General features: G+C 68.8%; 17 protein-coding genes. 16 read left to right on the top strand and 1 reads right to left on the bottom strand.

What is annotated here, in order from left to right; translation table 11 throughout:
- Positions 1-44: 44 nt before the first annotated feature.
- From AB5J50_RS12480 to AB5J50_RS12410, 15 genes are all read left to right on the top strand, one after another.
- Positions 45-980 (top strand): sugar ABC transporter permease, encoded by a 936-nt coding sequence (locus tag AB5J50_RS12480; protein ID WP_330303679.1) that lies wholly within the window; start codon positions 45-47, stop codon positions 978-980.
- A gap of 80 nt (positions 981-1,060) precedes the next feature.
- Positions 1,061-1,900, top strand: a complete 840-nt coding sequence (locus AB5J50_RS12475; protein ID WP_327434960.1) for a carbohydrate ABC transporter permease — start codon at positions 1,061-1,063, stop codon at positions 1,898-1,900.
- A complete protein-coding gene (locus AB5J50_RS12470; protein WP_369257537.1) occupies positions 1,897-3,204 on the top strand; it encodes a polysaccharide lyase family 1 protein in 1,308 nt (435 codons plus the stop codon). Before AB5J50_RS12475 ends, AB5J50_RS12470 begins: the two co-directional genes overlap by 4 nt.
- Positions 3,201-4,373, top strand: coding sequence for a Gfo/Idh/MocA family protein (locus AB5J50_RS12465; protein ID WP_369257535.1), 1,173 nt, complete (start codon positions 3,201-3,203; stop codon positions 4,371-4,373). The genes AB5J50_RS12470 and AB5J50_RS12465 overlap by 4 nt, the downstream gene beginning before the upstream one ends.
- Complete coding sequence (locus AB5J50_RS12460; protein ID WP_369257533.1) at positions 4,370-5,212, top strand: PmoA family protein; 843 nt, start codon at positions 4,370-4,372, stop codon at positions 5,210-5,212. The genes AB5J50_RS12465 and AB5J50_RS12460 overlap by 4 nt, the downstream gene beginning before the upstream one ends.
- On the top strand, positions 5,212-6,744 hold the full coding sequence (locus tag AB5J50_RS12455) for a family 43 glycosylhydrolase (protein ID WP_369257531.1): 1,533 nt from the start codon (positions 5,212-5,214) through the stop codon (positions 6,742-6,744). The genes AB5J50_RS12460 and AB5J50_RS12455 overlap by 1 nt, the downstream gene beginning before the upstream one ends.
- Positions 6,745-6,784: 40 nt before the next feature.
- Positions 6,785-8,797, top strand: coding sequence for a pectinesterase family protein (locus tag AB5J50_RS12450; RefSeq protein WP_369257529.1), 2,013 nt, complete (start codon positions 6,785-6,787; stop codon positions 8,795-8,797).
- Positions 8,798-8,882: 85 nt separating this feature from the next.
- Positions 8,883-10,217, top strand: coding sequence for a sugar ABC transporter substrate-binding protein (locus AB5J50_RS12445; protein ID WP_369257527.1), 1,335 nt, complete (start codon positions 8,883-8,885; stop codon positions 10,215-10,217).
- Positions 10,218-10,352: 135 nt separating this feature from the next.
- Complete coding sequence (locus AB5J50_RS12440) at positions 10,353-11,153, top strand: rhamnogalacturonan acetylesterase (protein ID WP_369257525.1); 801 nt, start codon at positions 10,353-10,355, stop codon at positions 11,151-11,153.
- A 39-nt stretch (positions 11,154-11,192) separates the two neighbouring features.
- Positions 11,193-12,512: a polysaccharide lyase family 1 protein gene (locus AB5J50_RS12435; protein WP_369257523.1), complete on the top strand. Its 1,320-nt coding sequence runs from the start codon at positions 11,193-11,195 to the stop codon at positions 12,510-12,512.
- Positions 12,513-12,687: 175 nt separating this feature from the next.
- Positions 12,688-13,857, top strand: coding sequence for a pectinesterase family protein (locus AB5J50_RS12430; protein ID WP_369257521.1), 1,170 nt, complete (start codon positions 12,688-12,690; stop codon positions 13,855-13,857).
- Position 13,858: 1 nt separating this feature from the next.
- Positions 13,859-14,905, top strand: a complete 1,047-nt coding sequence (locus AB5J50_RS12425) for a pectinesterase family protein (RefSeq protein ID WP_369257519.1) — start codon at positions 13,859-13,861, stop codon at positions 14,903-14,905.
- Entirely contained in the window at positions 14,898-16,166 is a 1,269-nt protein-coding gene (locus AB5J50_RS12420) for a polysaccharide lyase family 1 protein (RefSeq protein ID WP_369257517.1), read from the top strand. Before AB5J50_RS12425 ends, AB5J50_RS12420 begins: the two co-directional genes overlap by 8 nt.
- A gap of 49 nt (positions 16,167-16,215) precedes the next feature.
- Positions 16,216-17,328, top strand: a complete 1,113-nt coding sequence (locus tag AB5J50_RS12415; RefSeq protein WP_369257516.1) for a chondroitinase-B domain-containing protein — start codon at positions 16,216-16,218, stop codon at positions 17,326-17,328.
- Positions 17,329-17,425: 97 nt separating this feature from the next.
- Entirely contained in the window at positions 17,426-18,223 is a 798-nt protein-coding gene (locus tag AB5J50_RS12410; protein WP_327427773.1) for an HAD family acid phosphatase, read from the top strand.
- On the opposite strand, the gene AB5J50_RS12405 is transcribed toward AB5J50_RS12410, so the two are convergent.
- Positions 18,220-20,463 carry a family 43 glycosylhydrolase gene (locus AB5J50_RS12405; RefSeq protein WP_369257515.1) on the bottom strand — a complete coding sequence of 748 codons (2,244 nt, stop codon included), beginning with the start codon at positions 20,461-20,463 and terminating at the stop codon, positions 18,220-18,222. The genes AB5J50_RS12410 and AB5J50_RS12405 overlap by 4 nt on opposite strands.
- A 241-nt stretch (positions 20,464-20,704) precedes the next feature.
- Between AB5J50_RS12405 and AB5J50_RS12400 the strand changes: the two genes are divergently transcribed.
- On the top strand, positions 20,705-21,862 hold the full coding sequence (locus tag AB5J50_RS12400) for a right-handed parallel beta-helix repeat-containing protein (protein WP_369257514.1): 1,158 nt from the start codon (positions 20,705-20,707) through the stop codon (positions 21,860-21,862).
- The last annotated feature ends 135 nt before the right edge of the window (positions 21,863-21,997 follow it).

Here is a 21,997-nt window from a genome sequence, read left to right as displayed (position 1 = left end):
GAATGCACGAACGCACGAGAACGCCCGAGAAACGGAGAACAGTCATGGCCCAAGCCGCAGCCGTGGCGAAACCGCCCGCGCCACCCCGGCGACGCCGTGCCTCCGCGACCCCGCGCAGGCTCCCGTATCTGCTGATCGCCCCGGCGGCGCTGCTGATGCTGGGCTTCATCGCCTACCCCGTCATCAGCGTCTTCTACTACAGCCTGCAGAACTTCAACCCGACCAAGCCGTGGCGCAACGGCTTCGCGGGCTTCGACAACTTCACGCACGCCTTCACCGACGACCCCCAGTTCTGGGACACGCTGACCTTCAGCGCCAAGTGGGTCATCGTCGAGGTGGGCCTGCAACTGCTGTTCGGTCTGGCGCTCGCGCTGATCGTCAACCAGACCTTCGTGGGGCGGGCCATCGGCCGCGCGCTGGTCTTCTCGCCGTGGGCCGTCTCCGGTGTGCTGACCTCCGCGATCTGGGTGCTGCTCTACAACTCCCAGACAGGCATTACGCGTTACCTCGCCGACGCGGGCATCGGGCAGTACGGGACGAGCTGGCTGTCGGACACCTCCACCGTCTTCCCGGCGGCCGTGGTCGCCGACCTGTGGCGCGGTGTCCCCTTCTTCGCGATCCTGATCCTCGCCGATCTCCAGTCCGTCTCCAAGGACCTGTACGAGGCCGCCGAGGTCGACGGCGCCAGCCGCTTCCGGCAGTTCCTGCACATCACGCTGCCGCACCTGAAGGACGCCATCGTCCTGTCCACGCTGCTGCGCGCGGTGTGGGAGTTCAACAACGTCGACCTGCTCTACACGCTGACGGGCGGTGGTCCCGCGGGCGAGACGACGACCCTCCCGCTCTATATCGCCAACACCAGCGTCGACGCGCACAACTTCGGCTACGCGTCGGCCCTGACCACGGTCGCGTTCGTGATTCTGCTCTTCTGCTCGATCGTCTACCTGCGACTGAGCAAGTTCGGAGGCGGGGACAAGTGATCACCGAGGACGCCCAGTCCAACACCCGCACGGTCGTCGTGCCGGGCACCCCGGAGTCCGGCGCGGGGATCGCCGTCCCGATGCGCCCCGCGGGGAAGCAGCACCGCGCCTGGGACGAGGTCCCGCGCTGGCAGATCTACGTGCCCCTCGGCATCTACCTGCTCTTCACCCTGATCCCCTTCTACTGGATCCTCCTCTTCGCGCTGCGCCCGGCCGGTTCGACCTCGCTCGTGCCCTGGCCCATGACCTTCGAGCACTTCGACAAGGTGTGGAACGAGCGCAGCTTCGGGACCTACTTCCAGAACAGCGTGCTCATCGCCGTCGCCACGCTGGTGATGACGACCGTCGTGGCGCTCGCCGGCGGCTACGCGCTCGCCCGCTTCGACTTCAAGATCAAGCGCGGTTTCCTGCTGGCGCTGCTCTGCTCGCAGTTCGTGCCGGGGGCGCTGCTCCTGGTCCCGCTCTTCCAGATCTTCGCCAAGCTCCAGATGATCAACTCGCTCGGTAGTGTCATCATCGCCGAGACGGTCTTCCAGCTGCCGCTGTCGATGATCCTCATCAGCGGGTTCATCAGGAACGTGCCGCCCTCGCTGGAAGAGGCCGCCTGGGTCGACGGCTGCAACCGCTTCAACGGCTTTCGGATCGTCGTACTCCCGTTGCTGCGGCCCGGGTTGATCGCCGTCGGCTCCTTCGCCTTCGTGCACGCCTGGAACCACTTCCTGTTCGCCCTGATGTTCCTCAGCGACCAGAGCAAGCAGACCATCCCCGTCGGCCTCAACACCCTGATGAGCTCCGACAGCGTCGACCTGGGCGCGCTGGCCGCGGGCGGCATCATCGCCGCCGTCCCCGTCGTCATCGTCTTCGCCTTCATCCAGAAGTGGCTGATCACCGGCTTCAGCGCGGGGGCGGTGAAGGGATGAGCTCCGGGAAGCGACGTCTTCTTCAAGTGGCGGCCGTGGTCGGCCTGTTGGGAGTGGTCCTCAGCACTCCGGCCGGCGCCGACGCCCGGGACATCAGCCGCGACACCCTGGCCGCGGACGACGGCTGGGCGGCGGCGGAGGGCGGCACAACCGGTGGCGCGGCGGCCGACGACGCCCATGTCTTCACCGTACGCAGCCGTGCCGAGCTGGTCCGCGCCCTCGACGGCGGCAGCGCCACCCCGAAGATCATCAAGATCGCGGGGACGATCGACGCCAACACCGACGACGACGGCCATCACCTGGACTGCGACGACTACGCGACGGACGGGTACGTCCTGAAGGAGTACCTGGCCGCGTACGACCCCCGCACCTGGGGCTCGGCGAAGCCCAGCGGTGCGCAGGAGGAGGCCCGGCAGGCCTCGGCCGCCGCACAGGCCGCGCGCGTCGAACTCCCCGTCGGCCCCAACACCACCATCGTCGGCCTCGGCTCCGGTGCCGTGCTCAAGGGCGCCAGCCTCCAGGTCAAGAACGCGGACAACGTCATCGTCCGCAACCTCGAACTCCGCGACGCCTACGACTGCTTCCCCGTCTGGCAGCCCAACACCGGTGGCCTCGGTGACTGGAAGACGTCGTACGACACCCTCTGGCTGAGCGGCGCCACCCATGTGTGGATCGACCACATCACCGCGAGCGACAAGGGCCACCCGGACGCCGACGAACCCACTTACTTCGGCCGCAACTACCTGCGCCACGACGGCCTGTTGGACATCACCACCGGTTCCGACCTGGTCACCGTCTCCTGGAGCCGGTTCGCCGACCACGACAAGGCGATGCTCATCGGCAACAGCGACGCGGCGACCGGGGACCGCGGCAGACTCCGCGTCACCCTGCACCACAACGAGTTCGAGGGCGTCGTCCAGCGCGCGCCGCGCGTCCGCTTCGGCAAGGTGCACGTCTACGACAACCGGTACGTGGTGCCCGCCGACTCCGAGTACCGCTACTCGCTCGGGGTCTCCACCGAGTCGGCGGTCTACGCCGAGAACAACGCCTTCACCACGCCCAGCCACGTCGAGGTCGCCGACCTCGTGAAGAGCTGGAACGGCACGGCCCTGCACCAGACCGGGACGCTCTTCAACGGCTTCCCCGTCGATCTGCTGGCCATCTACAACGCCTACAACTCCGGCAGCGAGCGCGACCTGACCGCCGACGTCGGCTGGATGCCCACGCTGCACGGGACGATCGACAGCGCCCGGCAGGCCGACCGCGACGTACAGCGCGGCGCGGGTGCGGGGAGGGTCCGATGAGCACGCCCCACGCGAAGGAAGCCCCGCTGCCGGTCGTCCTCGCGGGCGCCCGCGGTCACGGCCGCTGGCATCTGCGGAACATCGGCCGCCTCCAGGAGAAGGGTCTCGTACGACTCGTCGGCATCTGCGAGCTGAACCCGCTCGGCGAGGAGGAGCTCAAAGAGGACTTCCAGGGCCGACTTCCGGAGCAGTCCGCCGACTTCGGCGCCCTCCTGGACTCCACCGGCGCCGCGATCGCGGTGATCTGCACGCCCATCCCCACCCACACCGACCTGGCGCTGATCGCCGCGCGGAAGGGCGTACATCTGCTCCTGGAGAAGCCGCCCGCGCCGTCCTACGCGGAGTTCCGCAGGATGGCGGACGGTGTCGCCGCGGCCGGAGTCGTCTGCCAGATCGGTTTCCAGTCGCTCGGCTCGCACGCGGTGCCCGCGATCCGTGAGCTGATCGCCCAGGGCGCGCTCGGCACGGTGATCGGGATCGGCGGGGCCGGGGCCTGGGCGCGCGACGAGGCGTACTACCGGCGCGCGCCGTGGGCGGGCAAGCGCCGCATGAACGGCGTGGACGTGGTCGACGGGGTGTTGACGAACCCCCTCGCGCACGCCGTCGCCACGGCCCTCGCGCTGGACGGCTCCACCCGCGCGGAGGACATCACCGGGATCGAGACCGAGCTGCTGCGCGCCAACGACATCGAGTCCGACGACACCTCGTGCGTGCGCGTCGTCACCGCGAAGGGCCGTATCACCGTCGCCGCGACGCTCTGCGCCGAACGGCCCGACGAGCCGTACGTCCTCGTGCACGGCGCCCAGGGGCGGATCACCTTCTGGTACAAGCAGGACCGCGTGCTCGTACAGCGGTCCGGGCGGGGCCCGGAGGAGATCGAGTACGGCCGCACCGACCTGCTGGAGAACCTGGTCGCACATCTGACGGACGGCGCCGAACTGCTGGTCACGCCCGAGTCGACGGGCGCCTTCATGAAGGTGGTCGACGCGATCCGCCGGGCGCCCGACCCCGTCGCGCTGCCCGACCAGGCCTGGGAGCTGCTGCCCGGCGAGAACCGCCGGGTCGTCCGGGGCATCGACGGACTTGTCGCGGCCGCCGCCGACACCCTCGCCCTCTACTCCGAACTGGGCGCCCCCTGGGCGGCCTTGAACGAGGTGAGCGCCCGATGAACAACGAGTCACTCGTCCTGCGCATCGCGGGCCGCCCCGTCGCCCGGTACATCACCCGGCCCGCACTGCCGCCCAAGCTCTCCCCGCGTCCGTATCTGCACCCCGTCACCACCCTGGCCGGCACGGCTGTCACCGAGCTCAGCCCCGCCGACCACGCACACCACCTCGGCGTCGGTGTCGCCGTTCCCGACGTCGAGGGGCACAACTTCTGGGGCGGGCGCACCTATGTACGCGACCAGGGGCCCACCGAGCTCGACAACCACGGCGCCCAGCGGCACGCCGCCTTCCAGCTGCGCGACCCCGACGGCTTCGTGGAGGAGCTGCGCTGGGTGGCCGCGGGCGGCGAGCTGCTGCGCGAGCGACGTACGGTCGCGGCGGCCGAACTCACCGAAACCGCCTGGGCGTTGGACTTCACGTTCTCGCTCACCAACACGACCGATCACGAGCTGTCCATCGGAAGCCCCGCCACCAACGGGCGGCCCGGCGCGGCCTACGGCGGCTTCTTCTGGCGTGCCCGCAAAGAGGCCGAGGCGCCGCGCGTCTTCACCGCCGGCACCGAGGGCGAGGAGGCGATCCACGGCACCCGCGCCGACTGGCTCGCCCTTTCCGGCGCCACCTGGACGCTCGTGTTCGCCGGGGCCACCGACGCGACCCGCCGCGACCCCTGGTTCGTGCGCACCGCCGAGTACCCGGGGGTCGGCTCGTCCCTCGCACACGAGACACGGCTGCCGGTCGCGGCCGGGGAGACGGTCGTACGGCGGGTCGTCACCGTCGTCGCGGACGGCGCCCTCGACCGGGCCGAGGCCGCCGTGCTGGCACGGAAGGCGGTGAGCCCGTGATGGCCCTGACCTCCGCCGACCTGGGCGACGGCACCTACCGCAACCCCGTCCTCGACGCCGACTGGTCCGACCCCGACCTGCTCCGCGTCGGCGACGACTTCTACCTCACCGCCTCCAGCTTCGGCCGCGCCCCGGGCCTGCCGCTGCTGCACTCCCGCGACCTGGTCAACTGGACGCTCGTCGGACACGCCCTCCAACTCCTGGAGCCCGCGAGCGACTTCAGGAAGCCCCGGCACGACTGCGGGGTGTGGGCGCCGTCCCTGCGCCATCACGACGACCGCTTCTGGATCTTCTGGGGCGACCCCGACCACGGGATCTTCCAGGTCAACGCCCCCGAGATCAGAGGCCCTTGGACCCGTCCACACCTGGTCAAGGAGGGCAAGGGGCTCATCGACGCCTGCCCGCTGTGGGACGAGGAGACCGGCGAGGCGTATCTCGTGCACGCCTGGGCCAAGTCCCGCGCGGGCGTGAAGAACCGGCTCACCGGCCACCGGATGCGTCCCGACGGCACCGGACTGCTCGACGAGGGCAAGGTGATCGTCGACGCCGACCGGATCCCCGGCTGGTTCACCCTGGAAGGGCCCAAGGCCTACCGGCACGACGGCTGGTTCTGGATCTTCGCACCCGCCGGGGGAGTGGAGTCCGGCTGGCAGGGCGCCTTCCGCTCACGCGGCTTCTTCGGGCCGTACGAGGAGCGGATCGTCCTGGAGCAGGGCGACACCGAGATCAACGGCCCGCACCAGGGAGGCTGGGTGCGCACGGCGGCCGGCGAGGACTGGTTCGCGCACTTCCAGCAGCGTGGCCCGTACGGCCGGGTCGTCCACCTCCAACCGATGCGCTGGGGCATGGACGGCTGGCCGGTCCTCGGCGACGAGGGCGCCCCCGTCGCCGTACACAAGAAGCCGGATCTGCCGCCCCAGCCGCCGTCCGCGCCTGCCACGGACGACGACTTCCCCGGCGGCCGGTACGGGCGCCAGTGGCAGTGGACCGCCAATCCGCAGGACGGCTGGGCCACCCAGCACTCCGGGGACGGGCTGCGGCTGAGCTGCGTACGGACGGTCGACGCGCATGATCTGCGCAAGCTCCCGAACGTGCTCACCCAGCGGCTGCCCGGTACCTCCGCCACCGTCGAGGTCGGGCTGCGGCTCGACAGCGAGGAGCCGGGGGCGCGGGCCGGACTCGCCGTGCTCGGGGACGCGTTCAGCTGGATCGGGCTCCAGCGGGAACACGACGGCTCGGTGCGGCTCGTGCACCGGTTCGCCGAGTCGGTCGCCGACCGGGAGCGCGACGCCGCGCATCCGCCGGCGGCGCCCGAGGGGCGGGCCCGGCTGTGGATCGAGATCGGCGCCGGGGCGCGCTGTCGCTTCTCGTACGACGTCGGCGACGGCCGGATCCCCTCCGGCCAGGTCTTCGCCGCCACCCCCTGGCGCTGGGTCGGCGCCCTGCTCGGGCTCTTCGCGCTCGCACCCGTCGGCGGGGGACACGCCGGCGCGGCCTCGTTCACGCAGTTCCGCATCACCGCGACCCCCTGAGGGTCGATTCCTGCCATCCGTACGCCTGTTGGGAGCCGCAATGACGCACCTCCATAGCAAGCGCTTGCCAGGTTCAGGCCTGGGGAGAACCCTGGCCGCCGTCGTCGGACTGGTGGCAGCCCTGACTTTGGGGGCTGTCGGCCAGGCGAAGGCTGCCGATGCCCCACCGAAAGCACTTTCGGAAGCCGCATCGAAAACACCTTCGACGATGGACCGGTGGAGCGATCAGCCGCACGGATTCGCCTCCCTCGACGGCGGGACCACCGGCGGCGCGGGCGGCAAGGTAGTCACCGTCACCGACCAGGCCTCGCTCGCGAAGTACGCGGCCGCCGAGGAGCCGTACGTCATCCGGGTCTCGGGAGCCGTCGCCGTCGAGCCCTTCGGTTCCGACATCGTCGTGGCCTCGAACAAGACGATCACCGGCGTCGGTGACACCGGCGAGATCGTCCATGGGGAGCTGCACCTCAACCCGGGCACGCACAACGTGATCATCCGCAATCTGACGATCCGCGATTCCTACGTCGAGGGCGACTGGGCCGGCAAGACACAGGACTTCGACGCCATCCAGATGGACACCGTCGACCACGTCTGGATCGACCACAACCGCTTCACGCACATGGGCGACGGGCTGCTCGACATCCGCAAGGACAGCCAGTACATCACCGTCTCCTACAACCAGTTCACGAACCACAACAAGGCGTTCGGCATCGGCTGGACCGCCAACGTCAAGACGCAGATCACCATCGACCACAACTGGTTCAACGGCACCAAGCAGCGCAATCCGTCCGCCGACAACTGCGCCTACGCGCACCTCTACAACAACTATCTGTCGGCGCAGGTGGCGGACGGCGACCCGGTCTGGACGTACGGCAACTGGTCGCGCGGGCAGACCAAGATGGTCATCGAGAACAGCTACTACGACGGGGTCCAGCACCCCTATCAGGCCGACGCCACCGCCGAGTTGGTGCAGCGCGGGTCCATTCTGAAGAACACCACCGGGCGGCACGACGCGTGGGGCACGGCCTTCGACCCGCACGACTTCTACGCCTACCGGCTGGACCCGGCGGCCGCCGTTCCCGCGCTGGTCGCCAAGTTCTCAGGTCCCCAAGCGCGGATCGGCACCGTGCTGAACGTGCCTGCCGACTACCCGACCGTCCAGGCCGCCGTGGACGCCGTGCCCGACGGCAACGACAGCCCCGTGACCATCGCGATCGCGCCCGGAACGTACCGCGCGAAGGTCTACATCCCGGCGACCAAGCCGAACTTGGTGCTTCAGGGGACTGGACAAGATCGCTCCGACACCGTCATCGTCTACGACACCCCCGCACAGTTCGGCGGCTCGACCGGAAGCGCCACCGTGCGGATCGCCGCGAACGACGTCACAGCGCGCGACCTCACCTTCAGCAACGACTTCGACGAGGCCGCGTACGAGTACAGCGGCGAGCAGGCGCTGGCGATGAAGACGACGGGCGACCGGATCGTCTTCGAGAACACGGCCTTCCTGGGCAACCAGGACACCCTGATGACCGACAGCCCCAAGCTGAACCTCATCAGCCGGGTCTACATCCGCGACTCGTACATCGAGGGCGATGTCGACTTCCTCTACGGACGCGCGACCACCGTGGTCGAGCGATCGGTCATCCGCGCGCTCAGCCGTGGCTCCACCACCAACAACGGCTATCTCACGGCCGCTTCGACCTGGAAGGACAACCCGTACGGGTTCCTGATCACCGGGTCGAGGGTCGTGAGCGACGCGCCCGCCGGGTCCTTCCACCTCGGCCGGCCCTGGCACCCGGGCGGCGAACCCGACGCGGTCGCCCAGGTGTTGTTCCGCGACACCGAGCTGCCGGCCGCGGTGAAGGCCTCGCCGTGGACCGACATGAGCGGCTTCTCGTGGAAGGAAGCGCGGTTCGCCGAGTACCGGACGTACGGACCCGGCGCCGCCGTCACCGCTGACCGGCCGCAGCTCAGCGACGCGGACGCGGCCGGCTACACGGTCGCCAACTACCTCGCAGGAACGGATGGTTGGGCGCCGCAAGCCCAGTACCGCTGACGCGACCCCACAACACCCCCGCACCACCTCGTACCACCGCAGCACCACCACAACCCCGCTGGATCCAGAAGAAGAGAGCCGACCAATGAAGATCAGCATCCGTAGAACCAGGCGTGCCGCCATGGCCGTCGCCCTGGGCTCCGTGCTCGCGCTCACCGCCACCGCCTGCGGCGACGACGGCAGTGGCTCGGCCGGGGACAAGGGCAACGAGGGCTCCGGCAAGGGCGAGATCACCTTCTGGGACAACAACGGCGGTGTCCGTACCGACGTCTGGAAGGAGATCATCAAGGACTTCGAGAAGAAGTACCCGGACATCAAGGTCAACTACGTCGGGGTGCCCGCCGCGAGCGTCCAGTCCAAGTACGACACCGCCATCCAGGGCGGCGGCCTGCCGGACGTCGGCGGGGTGGGCACCGCGATGCTCGCCGAGGTCGCCGCGCAGGGCGCCCTCGAACCGCTCGACAGCCGGCTCACGAAGAGCTCGCTGAACGGCAAGCTCAGCGCGAACTTCCTGGCCAGCGTCAAGGCCGCCGGCGGCGACGGCAAGACCTACACCGTGCCGACCTCCGCCAACAACGGCACGCTCTGGTACCGGACCGACCTGTTCACGGCGGCGGGCCTGGACGCGCCGACCACGTGGACCAAGTTCTACGCGGCCGCCGACAAGCTCACCAACTCGGGCAAGAACAAGTTCGGTTACACCATCCGCGGCGGCGAGGGCTCGATCGCGCAGGCCCTGGACGCCACGTACGGGCAGAGCGGCATCACCGAGTTCTGGAACGGCGACAAGACCACGGTCAACGACCCGAAGAACGTGACCGCGCTGGAGAAGTACGTCGCGCTGTACAAGAAGGACACCCCGTCCGCCGACGTCAACAACGACTTCACCAAGATGGTCGCGCAGTGGGACTCCGGCACGATCGGGATGCTGAGCCACAACCTCGGCTCCTACGCGGACCACGAGAAGGCGCTGAGCGGCAAGTTCAAGGGCATTCCGAACCCGACGCTGGACGACGGCACGCGGGTGCAGATCTCCAACCCCGTGGACGGGCTCGGGCTGTTCAAGTCCAGCAAGAACAAGTCGGCGGCCTGGAAGTTCATCGAGTTCGCCGCGTCCCACGAGGCCAACAGCAAGTGGAACGAGTCGGCGGCGCAGGTTCCGGCGAACACGGAGGCGGCGCAGGACGCGTGGGTGCAGTCGTCCGAGCCGACGAAGCTGGCGGCCGAGGCGTTGAACGGTTCCTCGACGAAGATTGTGCAGCTGCCGTATTACCTGCCGGACTGGAACACGATCTCGAAGACCGACAACGAGCCGAACTTCCAGAAGGTGCTGCTCGGGAAGATGTCGGCGAAGGACTTCCTGAACACGCTTGCCGACCAGCTGAACAAGGCGCAGGCGGACTGGAAGGCGAACCACTAGTCCGGGTCGTTTTCTGTGCGCGGTCGGTTCGGGGGTGCTGGGTTGTATCGCGTCTCCGGACCGGCCGTGGCTGGGCGCGCAGTTCCCCGCGCCCCTGAAAAGCCCTCCTCACCCCCTGGTTGAAAGGCACCCCCTGTGTCCCTCACCCGCAGACAGGTCACCAGCGCAGCCCTCGCCGCCGTTCCCCTCGCCGTCGCCGCGACGGCCCCCGCGACCGCTGCACCCAAGGGAGCCCGACGCGTGCGCACGCTCTACATCGCCGGTGACTCCACCGCCGCCCAGAAGTACGCCGATGCCGCGCCCGAGACCGGGTGGGGCATGGCGTTTCCCTTCTTCCTTCATGAGGATCTGAAGGTCGCGAACCACGCGGTGAACGGGCGGAGTTCGAAGAGTTTTGTCGACGAGGGGCGCCTGGACGTCATCCTCGAAGCGATCCGGCCCGGCGACTTCCTGCTCATCCAGTTCGGGCACAACGACGAGAAGAGCGCCGACCCCACCCGCTACACCGAGCCGTGGACGACGTACCAGGACTACCTGCGTCAGTACGTCGACGGGGCGCGGGCCCGTGGCGCGCGGCCGGTGCTCGCCACCTCCGTCGAGCGCAGGAAGTTCGACGCGGACGGCAACGCGCTGCCGACGCACGGCGACTATCCGGCGTCGATGCGCGCCCTCGCGGAGGACGAGCATGTCGCGCTGCTCGACATCCAGGCACTGTCGCTCGCCCTGTGGCAGAAGCTCGGTGTCGAGGAGACGAAGAAGTACTTCAACTGGACCGAGACCGAGCAGGACAACACGCACTTCAACCCGCCCGGTGCGATCGCCGTGGCCCGCCTCGTCGCGGCCGAGCTGCTGCACCGCCGGGTGCTCACGCCCCGGGACGTGCGCCGGCTCGACGAGGAGATCCCCGAGTCCTGGATCACCTGGCCCACTGCCTGACCCCTGACCCCTGACCCGACGGAAAGAGAGAGCCGCACAATGAACACACAGAGATGGCATGGGCATGCCACAGCGCGTGTGGCCGCGCTGATCGGCTGCACCGCCCTCGTCCTCACCGTCACCGGAACCTCCGCCCAGGCCCAGCCCCGCGACCTCGGCCGCCAGACACTCACCGCCGGTGACGGCTGGGCCTCCGACGGCACCGGGACCACGGGCGGTGCGGCCGCCGACGCCGCGCACGTCTACACCGTCACCAACTGGGCCGAGTTCAAGGCGGCCCTGGCGGACGGCGGCACCGCACCGAAGATCATCAAGGTCAAGGGCACGATCGACGCCAACGCCGAGGGATGCGACTCCTTCGCCGCCGACGGCTACGACTTCGCCGCCTACCTGGACAAGTACTCGCCGGAGAACTGGGGGTACGACACCAGCCTGGACACCGAGCCGGCCGACAGCCCCGAGGGTCTGCGCCGCACCTCCGCCGCCAACCAGGACGCCGCCATCAAGGCGTTCGTCCCCGCCAACACCACCATCGTCGGCATCGGCGAGGACGCGGGCTTCAAGGGCGCGAGCCTTCAGATCAAGGCCGTCGACAATGTCATCATCCGCAACCTCGCCTTCGAGAGCCCCCTCGACTGCTTCCCGCAGTGGGACCCGACCGACGGCGACACCGGGAACTGGAACTCCGAGTACGACAGCGCGGTGGTGTACGGCGCCACGCACATCTGGCTCGACCACAACACGTTCACCGACGGGGACCACCCGGACAGCACACTGCCGACGTACTACGGCCGGATCTTCGAGCAGCACGACGGCGAGCTCGACATCGTCAAGGGCGCGGACTACGTGACCGCCTCCTGGAACGTCTTCGCCGACCACGACAAGACGATCCTGATCGGCAACAGCGACAGCGCGTCGACCGCCGCCGTCGACCGGGGGCACCTGAAGGTCACCTTCCACCACAACCTGTTCACCGGCCTGGTCGAGCGTGCGCCGCGCGTCCGCTTCGGTCAAGTGGACTCGTACAACAACCACTTCGTGGCCGACTCCACGTACTCCTACAGCTTCGGCATCGGCATGGAGTCCCAACTCGTCGCCGAGCACAACGCGTTCACGCTGCCGGACGGGATCAGCGCGGCGAAGGTCCTGAAGAAGTGGAAGGAGGCGCCGCTCACCGCCGCCGACAACTACGTCAACGGCACGGCGACCGACCTGATCGCCGTGCACAACGCGGAGATCCCGGCCGAGACGCTCCAGTCCGGCGCCGGATGGACGCCCACTCTGCGGACGAAGGTCGACCCGCCGAAGGCCGTCCCGCGGATCGTCGATCACGGCGCCGGCGCCGGAAAGATCTGCTGACCCGCCTCCCGATCCGGCCGGAGCGGCTCCGCACCGCCCCCCCCATCCGGGGGCGCGCCGCTCCGGCCCCCCTCCGGGCGCGTTCCGTTCCGGCCCCCACCCAGGGGCGGGCGCTCCCGGCTTCCCCCTCCTTGACCCCCTCCTCGACTGAGCCGCACAGCGAAGGAGCATCGCCATGCTCTCCCGCACCACTTCCCCAAGCCGCACCACCCCTCCAAGCCGCAGAACCTTCCTCGTCGCGAGCGCCGGGGCCGCCCTCGCGCTCGGCCTCACCACGACCCCCGCGAGCGCCGGAGGCCGTTCCGCCTTCGGGCGCTACGGTTCGCCGTCCGCGCGCCTCACCGAGCGGACGCTGTACGTCCATCCCGACGGCCTCGGCGACCACACCACCGTCCAGGCCGCCGTGACCGCCGCGACCGGCGCCGGATACACGCTGGTCATCGCGGCCGGCGTGTACCGCGAGACGGTCTCCGTCGGCGTGACCGACCCGGCGACCGGCCTGCCCGGCGTCGCGGGCACCGAGATGACCTGGATCGGCGCCTCGGAGGATCCGCGCGATGTCGTCGTCGTGTACGACAACGCCAATGGCAAGCAGAAGCCCGACGGTTCGGGCACCTACGGCACCACGGGGTCGGGCACCACCACCGTGCGCACCGACGGCTTCACCGCCCGCTGGATCACCTTCGCCAACGACTGGCTGCGCGCCGACCACCCCGAGATCACCGGCACCCAGGCCGTCGCCATCAAGGTGCAGGGCGACCGCTCGGCCTTCGAGCACTGCCGTTTCCTGGGCCATCAGGACACGCTGTACGCCGACTCGATCGCGCTCGGCACCTTCGCCCGCCAGTACTACCGGGACTGCTACATCGAGGGCGACGTCGACTTCGTCTTCGGGCGGGCGACGGCGGTGTACGAGCACTGCCACTTCCACACCCTGGCCCGCACGGACCTGGCCGCCGCCCCGTACGGCTTCGTCTTCGCGCCGTCCACAGCGGTCGCCAACCCGCGCGGCTACCTGGTCACCCGGAGCCGTGTCACCAGCGAGGCCCCGGACGCGTACTACAAGCTGGCCCGCCCCTGGGTGCCCGGCTCGGACACCACCGCCCGGCCGATGCTGACCGTCCGCGACACCCGTCTGGACGCCGGGATCGACGCGGTCGCGCCCTACACCAACATGTCGGCCGCCTACCCGTGGCAGAGCCAGCGCTTCGCCGAGTACCGCAACTCCGGTCCGGGCGCCGTGATCAGTGTCCCGGAGAACCGGCCCCAACTCACCGACGAGGAGGCCGAGTCGGCGACCCGCGAGGCGTACCTCGGCGAGTGGACCCCGTGGAAGGGGTGCTGAGATGCGCCGACGCGCCTTCCTGACCGCCGCGGCGGCCGGAACGGCCGGGGCCCTGACCGCTTTCGGTACGGCCCCCGCCTTCGCCCACGACCATGGCGACCGCCGCGTCCTGCACGTCCGCCCCGGCGACTCCGTCCAGGCCGCGGTGGACACGGTCGACGGACCGGGCTGGACGATCGTCGTCCACCCCGGCACGTACCGCGAAGTCGTCAACATCCCCGCCGGTACTGTGGACTTGACGCTGCGTGGCGCCACCGGCGACCCGTGCGACGCCGTCATCGTGTACGACCACGCCAACGGGACGCAGAAGCCCGACGGTTCCGGGACGTACGGCACCGCGGGCTCCGCCACCTTCACCTCGGCGGCGCCCGGCCTGACCGTGCACGGGCTGACGATCGCCAACGACTGGCTGCGCGCGGACCACCCGGAGATCACGGGGACGCAGGCGGTCGCCGCATACATCACCGGTGACCGTTCGTCCTTCTCGCGGGTGCGGCTGCTGGCCCACCAGGACACGCTGTTCGCGGACACGACGGCGCTCACCGCCTTCGACCGGCAGTACTACCGGGACTGCTACATCGAGGGCGACGTCGACTTCGTCTTCGGGCGGGCCACCGCCGTCTTCGAGCGCTGTCACTTCCACACCCTCGACCGGGACGTCACCTTCAAGCCCGAGGGCATGGTCTTCGCACCGGCCACGGCCCGCGCGAACCCGTACGGCTTCCTGGCCGTCCGCAGCCGGGTCACCTCCGGCGCCGAGGACGCGGCGTACAAGATCGCCCGGCCGTGGGTCCCGTCGTACGAGACCACCGCCTGGCCCTCGCTCGTCGTGCGCGAGACGGAGCTGGGACCCGGCATCGACGCGGTGGCGCCCTACACCAACATGCGCGAGGCCTACCCCTGGCAGAGCATGCGGTTCCGGGAGTACCGGAACACCGGTCCGGGCGCCGTGATCAGCGTTCCGGAGAACCGGCCCCAACTCACGGACGCGGAAGCCGAGGTGCACACGCGCGAGACGTATCTCGGGGACTGGAGCCCCTGTGCGTAGGGCCGTCGCGGCCCTGGCGGCGCTGCTCGCGTGCGCCGTCACGCCCCCGGCGTCCGCGGCGTCCGAGGCCGTCCCAGGTCCCGCCGGCTGGGCCTCGGTCAACGGCGGCACCACCGGAGGCGCCGGCGGCACGGTCACCACCGTCCACACCCGCGCCGAGCTCAAGGAGGCCCTCGCGGGCGACGGCGACCCCACCGCACCCAAGGTGATCCGCGTCGCCGGTGACATCAACGGCCATGAGGCGGACGACGGTTCACTGCTCGGCGAGCAGGACTACGCACCCGGATACGACCTCGCCCAGTACATGTCCTGCTTCGGCGAGGACGGCACGACCTGGTCGGACACCCGCTACGACTACTGCAAGCGACAGCGGACGCTCCGGCAGACCGGCTCCACCAAGGAGAAGGCGCAGATCCAGCTCACCGTCCCCAGCAACACCACGCTCGTCGGGGCCGGCGACGACGCGCGGCTGCTCGGCGTCTTCCTCACCGTCAACACCGGCACGAACATCATCGTGCGCAACCTCCACCTGGAGGCTCCGGTCGACCACTTCACCAGCTGGTCACCGGACGACGGAACGCAGGGCAACTGGAACGCGCGCTTCGACGCGATGACGGTGGTCACCGGCAAGAACATCTGGGTCGACCACTGCACCTTCACCGACGGCCGCTTCCCGGACCGGGACGCTCCCGTCGGCTTCCACGGCAAGCACGTCCAGCGGCACGACGGGCTGCTCGACATCGAGGACGGCTCGGACTACATCACCGTCTCCGACAGCCGGTTCGCCGACCACGACAAGGCGCTCCTCATCGGGTCGGGGGACGGGCGAGGCGACCGCGACCGCGGGCACCTCAAGATCACCTTCGCCCGCGATCTCTTCACCGACATCGTGCAGCGCGGCCCGCGCGTCCGCTTCGGCCAGGTGCACGTCGTCAACAACGTCTACCGGGGCCGCCCCGAGGACACGCTCTACGCGCTCGGCGCCGGTCTGGAGTCCGCGATCGTCTCCGAGCACAACGTCTTCGCCTACCCGCAGGGCGACCCCTCGATGGTCCTCGCGGCCTACGGAGGCACGCACTTCCGCGACACCGGCTCCTGGTTCAACGGCCGCCCCGCCCGCCTCGACGCGGTGGCGACCGGCCTGGGCCTCACGGACGACGTCGGCTGGGACCCCGCCGACGCCTACGACTACCGGCAGTTCACGTCCCCGTCGGCGGTCGAGCACTACGTCCTGCGCCACTCCGGCGCCGGACGCCACTGAATCCCCCAGCACATCGACTCTCGGCTCAGAGACGAAAGGACCGCACTCCATGTCTCGTCGTACCGCTCTCACCCTCGGCGCCGCTCTGGCGCTGGGCGCAGGCCTCGCCGTTCTGCCCACCCAGGCCCAGGCCGCCACGGTCGTCGTCGACACGACCGCCGAACTGACCAGCGCCATCTCCAGCGCCACCGCAGGCACCGTCATCCAGGTGCGCGGCGGCACGTACTACCCGACCGCCACCCTCCAGTCCACGACGAACGGCACCTCCTCCAGCCCGGTCACCCTCACGGCGTACGGCTCGGAGACGGTGAAGATCGACGGCTCGTCGCTCCCCTCCGGCGACTGGATCTTCAAGCTGACCGCCGACTACTGGAACGTCTCCAACATGACCTTCCAGAACTCCCCGGACAGCGCCGTCGTCTGCCAGTCCTGCACCGGCACGAACTGGAGCAACATCAAGACCATCAACGGCGGCGACTCCGGCTTCACGCTCACGGGTGATGGCACCGTCAACAACACGGTCAAGAACATCGACTCGTACGGCAACTACGACTCCGCCAACCACGGCGAGAACGCGGACGGCGTGGCCGTGAAGTTCGGCTCCGGCACCGGCAACCTGATCACCGGCGCCCGCCTGTACAACAACTCGGACGACGGCATCGACTTCTGGTCCTTCTCGTCCCCCGTGACCATCGAGCACACCTGGTCCTTCGGCAACGGCGTCAACCGCTGGTCCGACTCGGCGTTCGCGGGCGACGGCAACGGCTACAAGCTGGGCGGCGACGGCGAGGTGGTCGCCCACGTCGTCAACAACTCGGCGGCCTGGGGCAACGCGGGCAACGGCTTCACCGAGAACAGCAACACCGGCGCGATCGTCATCAACCGCACCACCGCGTACGCCAACAGCAAGTGGGGCTACTACTTCGCCACCAGCTCCGCGAAGCTCGGCAAGAACCTGGCGGTGAGCAACGGCAGCGGACTGGTCAGCAAGGGCTCCTCGGTCACGTCGGCCGGCAACAACTGGGACTCCGGGATCCCGACGCCGTCCTTCGTCTCCACGGACGCGAGCACCACGTACAACTCCCGCCAGTCGGGCGGCTCTTTGCCCGCGACCACGTTCCTGACGACGGGCAGCAGCACGATCGGCGCCACGATGAACTGATCCCGTGGGGGGAGGTGAGGCCCAGTTGTCTGTGGACTATGTATCGATCAGGCAACGGGCCTCGCCTTCAAGGGGGTGACGCGCGTAGAAACCTGTCATGCATAAGCCACTGCGAATAGCGGCGATCGCCGCCACCTGTGCCGTCGCCGGTGCCGCCCTGTACGGCACCGGCGTCGCCACCGCCGACCAGTCGACGGCGAACTCGACCCACGAGCCCTACAACATCGGGCTCCTGGTCAAGGACATCGACACCTACTACGGCACCACGCTCGACAGCAACGGCGTGTACCAGGCGTCCGCGGACAGCCAGTACGCCAAGGACCTGGCGCGCATCGACGCCGCCGCCATGAAGACCATCGACCAGGCGGCGCGCAAGGCGCACCACCGGGGCGAGAACCCCGCGGTCGTCTTCGACATCGACGACACGCTGCTGCTGTCGCTCGACTACGAGAAGAAGACCAACTACACGTACAACTCGGCCTCTTGGGCGACCTACGTGGCCCAGGCCGACCGTCCGGCCGTCTTCGGCACCCCCGAACTCGTCGCGTACGCCGAGTCCAAGGGTGTCGAGGTCTTCTACAACTCGGGCCTGAAGGAGTCGCAGCGCGTCTCCGCGGTCGCGAACCTGAAGAAGGTCGGTGTCGACATCAACCTCGACGCCGACCACATGTTCCTCAAGGACACGGCGAACCCGCCGGCGTACCTGAGCGACTGCGCCACCGCCGGTACCTGGACCTGCACGACCGTGCAGTACAAGTCCGGCACCCGCGAGCACATCGAGGACGACCTCGGGTACAACATCGTCGCCAACTTCGGCGACCAGTACTCCGACCTCGAAGGGGGCTACGCCGACAAGACGTACAAGCTCCCGAACCCGACGTACTTCGTCAGCTAGTTCTCGGACCCGGTCCGTACGGGGCGGATCGACTCCAGGGTCGGCACCACCGGCAGAATCGTGCCGTCGGCCGCGAATTCCATGCGGTCGATGGTGGTCTCCCGGTGCGTGCCGTCCCCGCCCGGCTTCCCGGGGCCGTTCAGGGCGAACCGGTGGTAGACGATGTACCAGTCGTCCGTACCGGGGACGTTCACCACGGAGTGGTGACCGGTGCCCTTGATGCCGTACTCCGGGCGCTTGGACAGGATCGTGCCCCGCTTGGTCCACGGACCGAGCGGGGACGGTCCCGTCGCATAGGCGACGTGGTAGTTCTCGCTGCGGGTGTCGTCCTCGGACCACATGAAGTAGTACGTGCCCTGCCGCTTGACCACGAAGGATCCCTCGCGGAAGTCCGCCGGGGTGATGTCCTTCACCTTCGTCGCGTCGAACGACACCATGTCGTCGTTGAGCGGCACGACGTATCCGTGCCCGTTGCCCCAGTAGAGATACGACTGGCCGTCGTCGTCCGTGAAGACCGCCGGGTCGATCATCTGGCCCGTGAACTGCCCCTTGGCGACCAGGGGTTCGCCCAGCGCGTCCTTGAAGGGGCCGGCGGGGGAGTCCGCGACGGCCACGCCTATCCGCTGCTCCGCGCAGAAGTAGAAGTAGTACTTGCCGTTCCGTTCGGCGATCGCCGGAGCCCAGGCGTTCTTGTCCGCCCACGACACATCGGGACCCAGGTCCAGGATCACCCCGTGGTCCTTCCAGTGCACCAGGTCCTTCGACGAGTACGCCTTGAAACTCGTCCCGCTCCAGCCCGCGTAGCCGTCCGTCGTCGGGTAGATCCAGTACTGGCCGTCCAGGTACTGGATGTCCGGGTCCGCGTTGAGGCCGGGCAGGACCGGACTTCGGGTCACCGCCGCCTCGACCGTCCAGGTCCGGCTCGTCCCGTCCGCAGCCGTCACGGTGTACGTCCGCGGTGTGCGGAAGTCGCGGCGCGTACCGGACCTGGGGCTCACCTCGGCGCCCGCGCCGACCCACAGTTTCGGCGCGAGCCGTGAGAGATCGGTGCCGGGCTTCATCGGCAGGACGACCTTGGACGAGGCCTCGGTGACCACCGCGTACCCTTCTTGCCCGTGCGCCGTCGCGTCCACCACCGACGTCCCGGTGGCCGGATACGCGGCGAGCAGCCGGTCGTACTCCGCCTGTGTCACCGGCATGACCGTGCCGTGCCGCGGGCTGGCCGGGAGCTGGTAGTTCGTCGACATCGTCCACTTCCCCGAGTCGAGGTCGGTCGTCTCGAACGGGACGTAGCCGCGGCCGCCGTACTCGTCGATGAACAGGTACCACTTGTCCTCGGTGTTGGACTTGAAGACCGTCGGCCCCTCGCCGCGGTCGATCGAGCCGCTGCCGATGCACTCCGAGACGAAGTCGTACGTCGTGTTCGTCAGCGAGGCCGACTTCTCCCCGGTGATGAACTTGGAGCAGGGGCTGGACGAGGTGGGATCGCGCTCGTCCTTGGTGAAGCGGTAGTAACTGCCCTTGTTTTTGATGACCGTCGAGTCGATCACCGAGTAGCCCGGGTCGTCCCAGACCTTCGGCTCGCTGAAGGTACGGAAGTCCTTCGTGGTGGCGTACAGCATCTTGTTGTACGTCGATCCGCTGTGGTCCGGGTCGTCGTCGGCGTACAGCTTGGACGCCCAGAAGACGACGTACTCACCCAGGCTGTCGTCCCAATAGGCCTCCGGCGCCCAGGTGTTGCCCGCGCTGTCCGGGGCGACCTTCACCAGGCGCTGGTCGGTCCAGTGGACCAGGTCGGTGGACTCCCAGATCATGATGGACTTGCTGCCGTGGCGCTGGACGTAGTCCCAACTGCCGCTGGAGTTCTTGTACATCCTCAGATCGGTGGCGATGAGGTAGAACTTGTCGCCCTCGGGGGAGCGGATGACGAACGGATCGCGCAGCCCCTTCTCGCCGATGGTGGAGGTGAGGACCGGACTGCCCGCGTTCAACTCCCGCCAGTGCAAGGGGTCGTTGCCGCGGCTGAGGGCGTAGCGGATCTGCTCGCCGTCGGCGGTGCCCTCGCCGGTGAAGTAGGTGAAGAGATAACCGGCGTACTTCTGATGGTTCACGGGCGGTGCTCCGGAGAGTGCGGGGCTGGGCGGTGCCGTGAGCAGGCCCAGCAGAAGGGCGAGGAGGGCGAGGAGGGGGAGAAGGGGGAAAAGGGGGAGGCGGAGCGTGCGGGCGGTCCGGCTTCGCATGACACATCCTGTGGGGGTCTGGTGGATTGTGTTGAATGCCGTGCCCTCGGAGTGTCACCAGTGGTAAACGCTGCGTCAATTGGTGCGGGCGGGACGAGGGGGAGCGAAAAATTTCGATCGCTTTCGCAGGAACCCCGGCAACCTTTCCAGCCACAGCGGCGACCAGGGATCAGAAGCGGGCCGGGGCGGCCCCTCCGGCCCGCTTCGCAGCTCTCCCATTTCCCTAGGAAAGGAACGCCCCGTGCGTCAGAGCATCGGACGCCACCGCAGGACCCGCACGCTTTCGATCGCCGCCGCGGTGGCCGTCGCCGCGGGGGCGGGTGGCGTCTACCTCGGCCTCTCGGACAACGGATCGGCACAGGCCGCCTCCACCACGGTCACCGTCTCCACCACCGCCCAGCTCGAGTCGGCCGTCGCCAATGCCGCCGCCGGTACGACCATCCAGGTGCGCGGCGGCACGTACTACCCGACGTCCACGCTGAAGTCCACGGCGAACGGCACCAGCTCTACGCGCATCACGCTCACCGCGTACGGCAGCGAGACGGTGAAGATCGACGGCTCCAAGCTGGCCGCCGGCTCCTGGCTCGCCGGGATCTACGGCGACTACTGGACCGTCCAGAACATCACCTGGCAGAAGTCGCCCGCCCAGGGCTTCGTCGCCACCTCGTCCGTCGGCGGCATCTTCAAGAACCTGGTCACCGCGAACAACGGCGACTCCGGCTTCACCCTGCGCGGCGACGGTACGACCAACAACCTCGTCCAGAACCTGGACAGTTACGGCAACTACGACGCGGCGGGCCACGGCCAGAACGCCGACGGCATCGCCATCAAGTTCGGTTCCGGCACCGGCAACAAGATCACCGGCGCGCGGCTGTACAACAACTCGGACGACGGCCTCGACCTGTGGCAGTTCTCCTCGCCCGTCACCATCGAGCACTCCTGGGCCTTCGGCAATGGCAAGAACCGCTGGAGCGACTCGGCGTTCGAGGGCAACGGGAACGGGTTCAAGCTGGGCGGCGGGGGTGTCGCCGTCGCGCACGTCGTGAACAACAACGCGGCGTGGGACAACTCGCTCAACGGCTTCACCGAGAACTCCAACACCGGCGCGATCGTTCTCAACCGGAACACCGCGTACGCCAATGCCGAGGCGGGGTTCTACTTCGCCACCGGCAAGGCGCGGCTCGCGCGGAATCTTGCGGTGAGCAATAGGGGCGGGTTGGACAAGCTCGGTTCGTCCACGGTGTCGGCGGCGAACAACTGGGACAGTGGGGTTTCTACGCCGTCCTTCAAGTCGACGGATGCGACTACCGCGTACGGGGTGCGTTCGTCGAGTGGGTCGCTGCCCTCGACGACGTTTCTCACGACTGGCTCTACGACTATTGGCTCGACGATGAACTGAGCGTCGAATAGGGCCGGTTCGCACACTGCGGGCCGGTGGGGGCTGGTCGCGCAGTTCCCCGCGCCCCTTAGGGGGCGCGTCTTACGGGGCGCCCTACGTAATGCGAACGCCCCCGTCGGTCGTCACCGGCGGGGG

This window comes from Streptomyces sp. R35 (assembly GCF_041053035.1).
GTDB lineage: Bacteria > Actinomycetota > Actinomycetes > Streptomycetales > Streptomycetaceae > Streptomyces > Streptomyces lutosisoli.
This window is presented reverse-complemented; position numbering and strand designations above follow the sequence as displayed.

Bases quoted from the DNA above. Each gene is read 5' to 3' on its own strand.
- AB5J50_RS12480 (WP_330303679.1), top strand. From the start codon at position 45: ATGGCCCAAGCCGCAGCCGTGGCGAAACCGCCCGCGCCACCCCGGCGA.
- AB5J50_RS12475 (WP_327434960.1), top strand. From the start codon at position 1,061: ATGCGCCCCGCGGGGAAGCAGCACCGCGCCTGGGACGAGGTCCCGCGC.
- AB5J50_RS12470 (WP_369257537.1), top strand. From the start codon at position 1,897: ATGAGCTCCGGGAAGCGACGTCTTCTTCAAGTGGCGGCCGTGGTCGGC.
- AB5J50_RS12465 (WP_369257535.1), top strand. From the start codon at position 3,201: ATGAGCACGCCCCACGCGAAGGAAGCCCCGCTGCCGGTCGTCCTCGCG.
- AB5J50_RS12460 (WP_369257533.1), top strand. From the start codon at position 4,370: ATGAACAACGAGTCACTCGTCCTGCGCATCGCGGGCCGCCCCGTCGCC.
- AB5J50_RS12455 (WP_369257531.1), top strand. From the start codon at position 5,212: ATGGCCCTGACCTCCGCCGACCTGGGCGACGGCACCTACCGCAACCCC.
- AB5J50_RS12450 (WP_369257529.1), top strand. From the start codon at position 6,785: ATGACGCACCTCCATAGCAAGCGCTTGCCAGGTTCAGGCCTGGGGAGA.
- AB5J50_RS12445 (WP_369257527.1), top strand. From the start codon at position 8,883: ATGAAGATCAGCATCCGTAGAACCAGGCGTGCCGCCATGGCCGTCGCC.
- AB5J50_RS12435 (WP_369257523.1), top strand. From the start codon at position 11,193: ATGAACACACAGAGATGGCATGGGCATGCCACAGCGCGTGTGGCCGCG.
- AB5J50_RS12430 (WP_369257521.1), top strand. From the start codon at position 12,688: ATGCTCTCCCGCACCACTTCCCCAAGCCGCACCACCCCTCCAAGCCGC.
- AB5J50_RS12425 (WP_369257519.1), top strand. From the start codon at position 13,859: ATGCGCCGACGCGCCTTCCTGACCGCCGCGGCGGCCGGAACGGCCGGG.
- AB5J50_RS12415 (WP_369257516.1), top strand. From the start codon at position 16,216: ATGTCTCGTCGTACCGCTCTCACCCTCGGCGCCGCTCTGGCGCTGGGC.
- AB5J50_RS12410 (WP_327427773.1), top strand. From the start codon at position 17,426: ATGCATAAGCCACTGCGAATAGCGGCGATCGCCGCCACCTGTGCCGTC.
- AB5J50_RS12405 (WP_369257515.1), bottom strand. From the start codon at position 20,463: ATGCGAAGCCGGACCGCCCGCACGCTCCGCCTCCCCCTTTTCCCCCTT.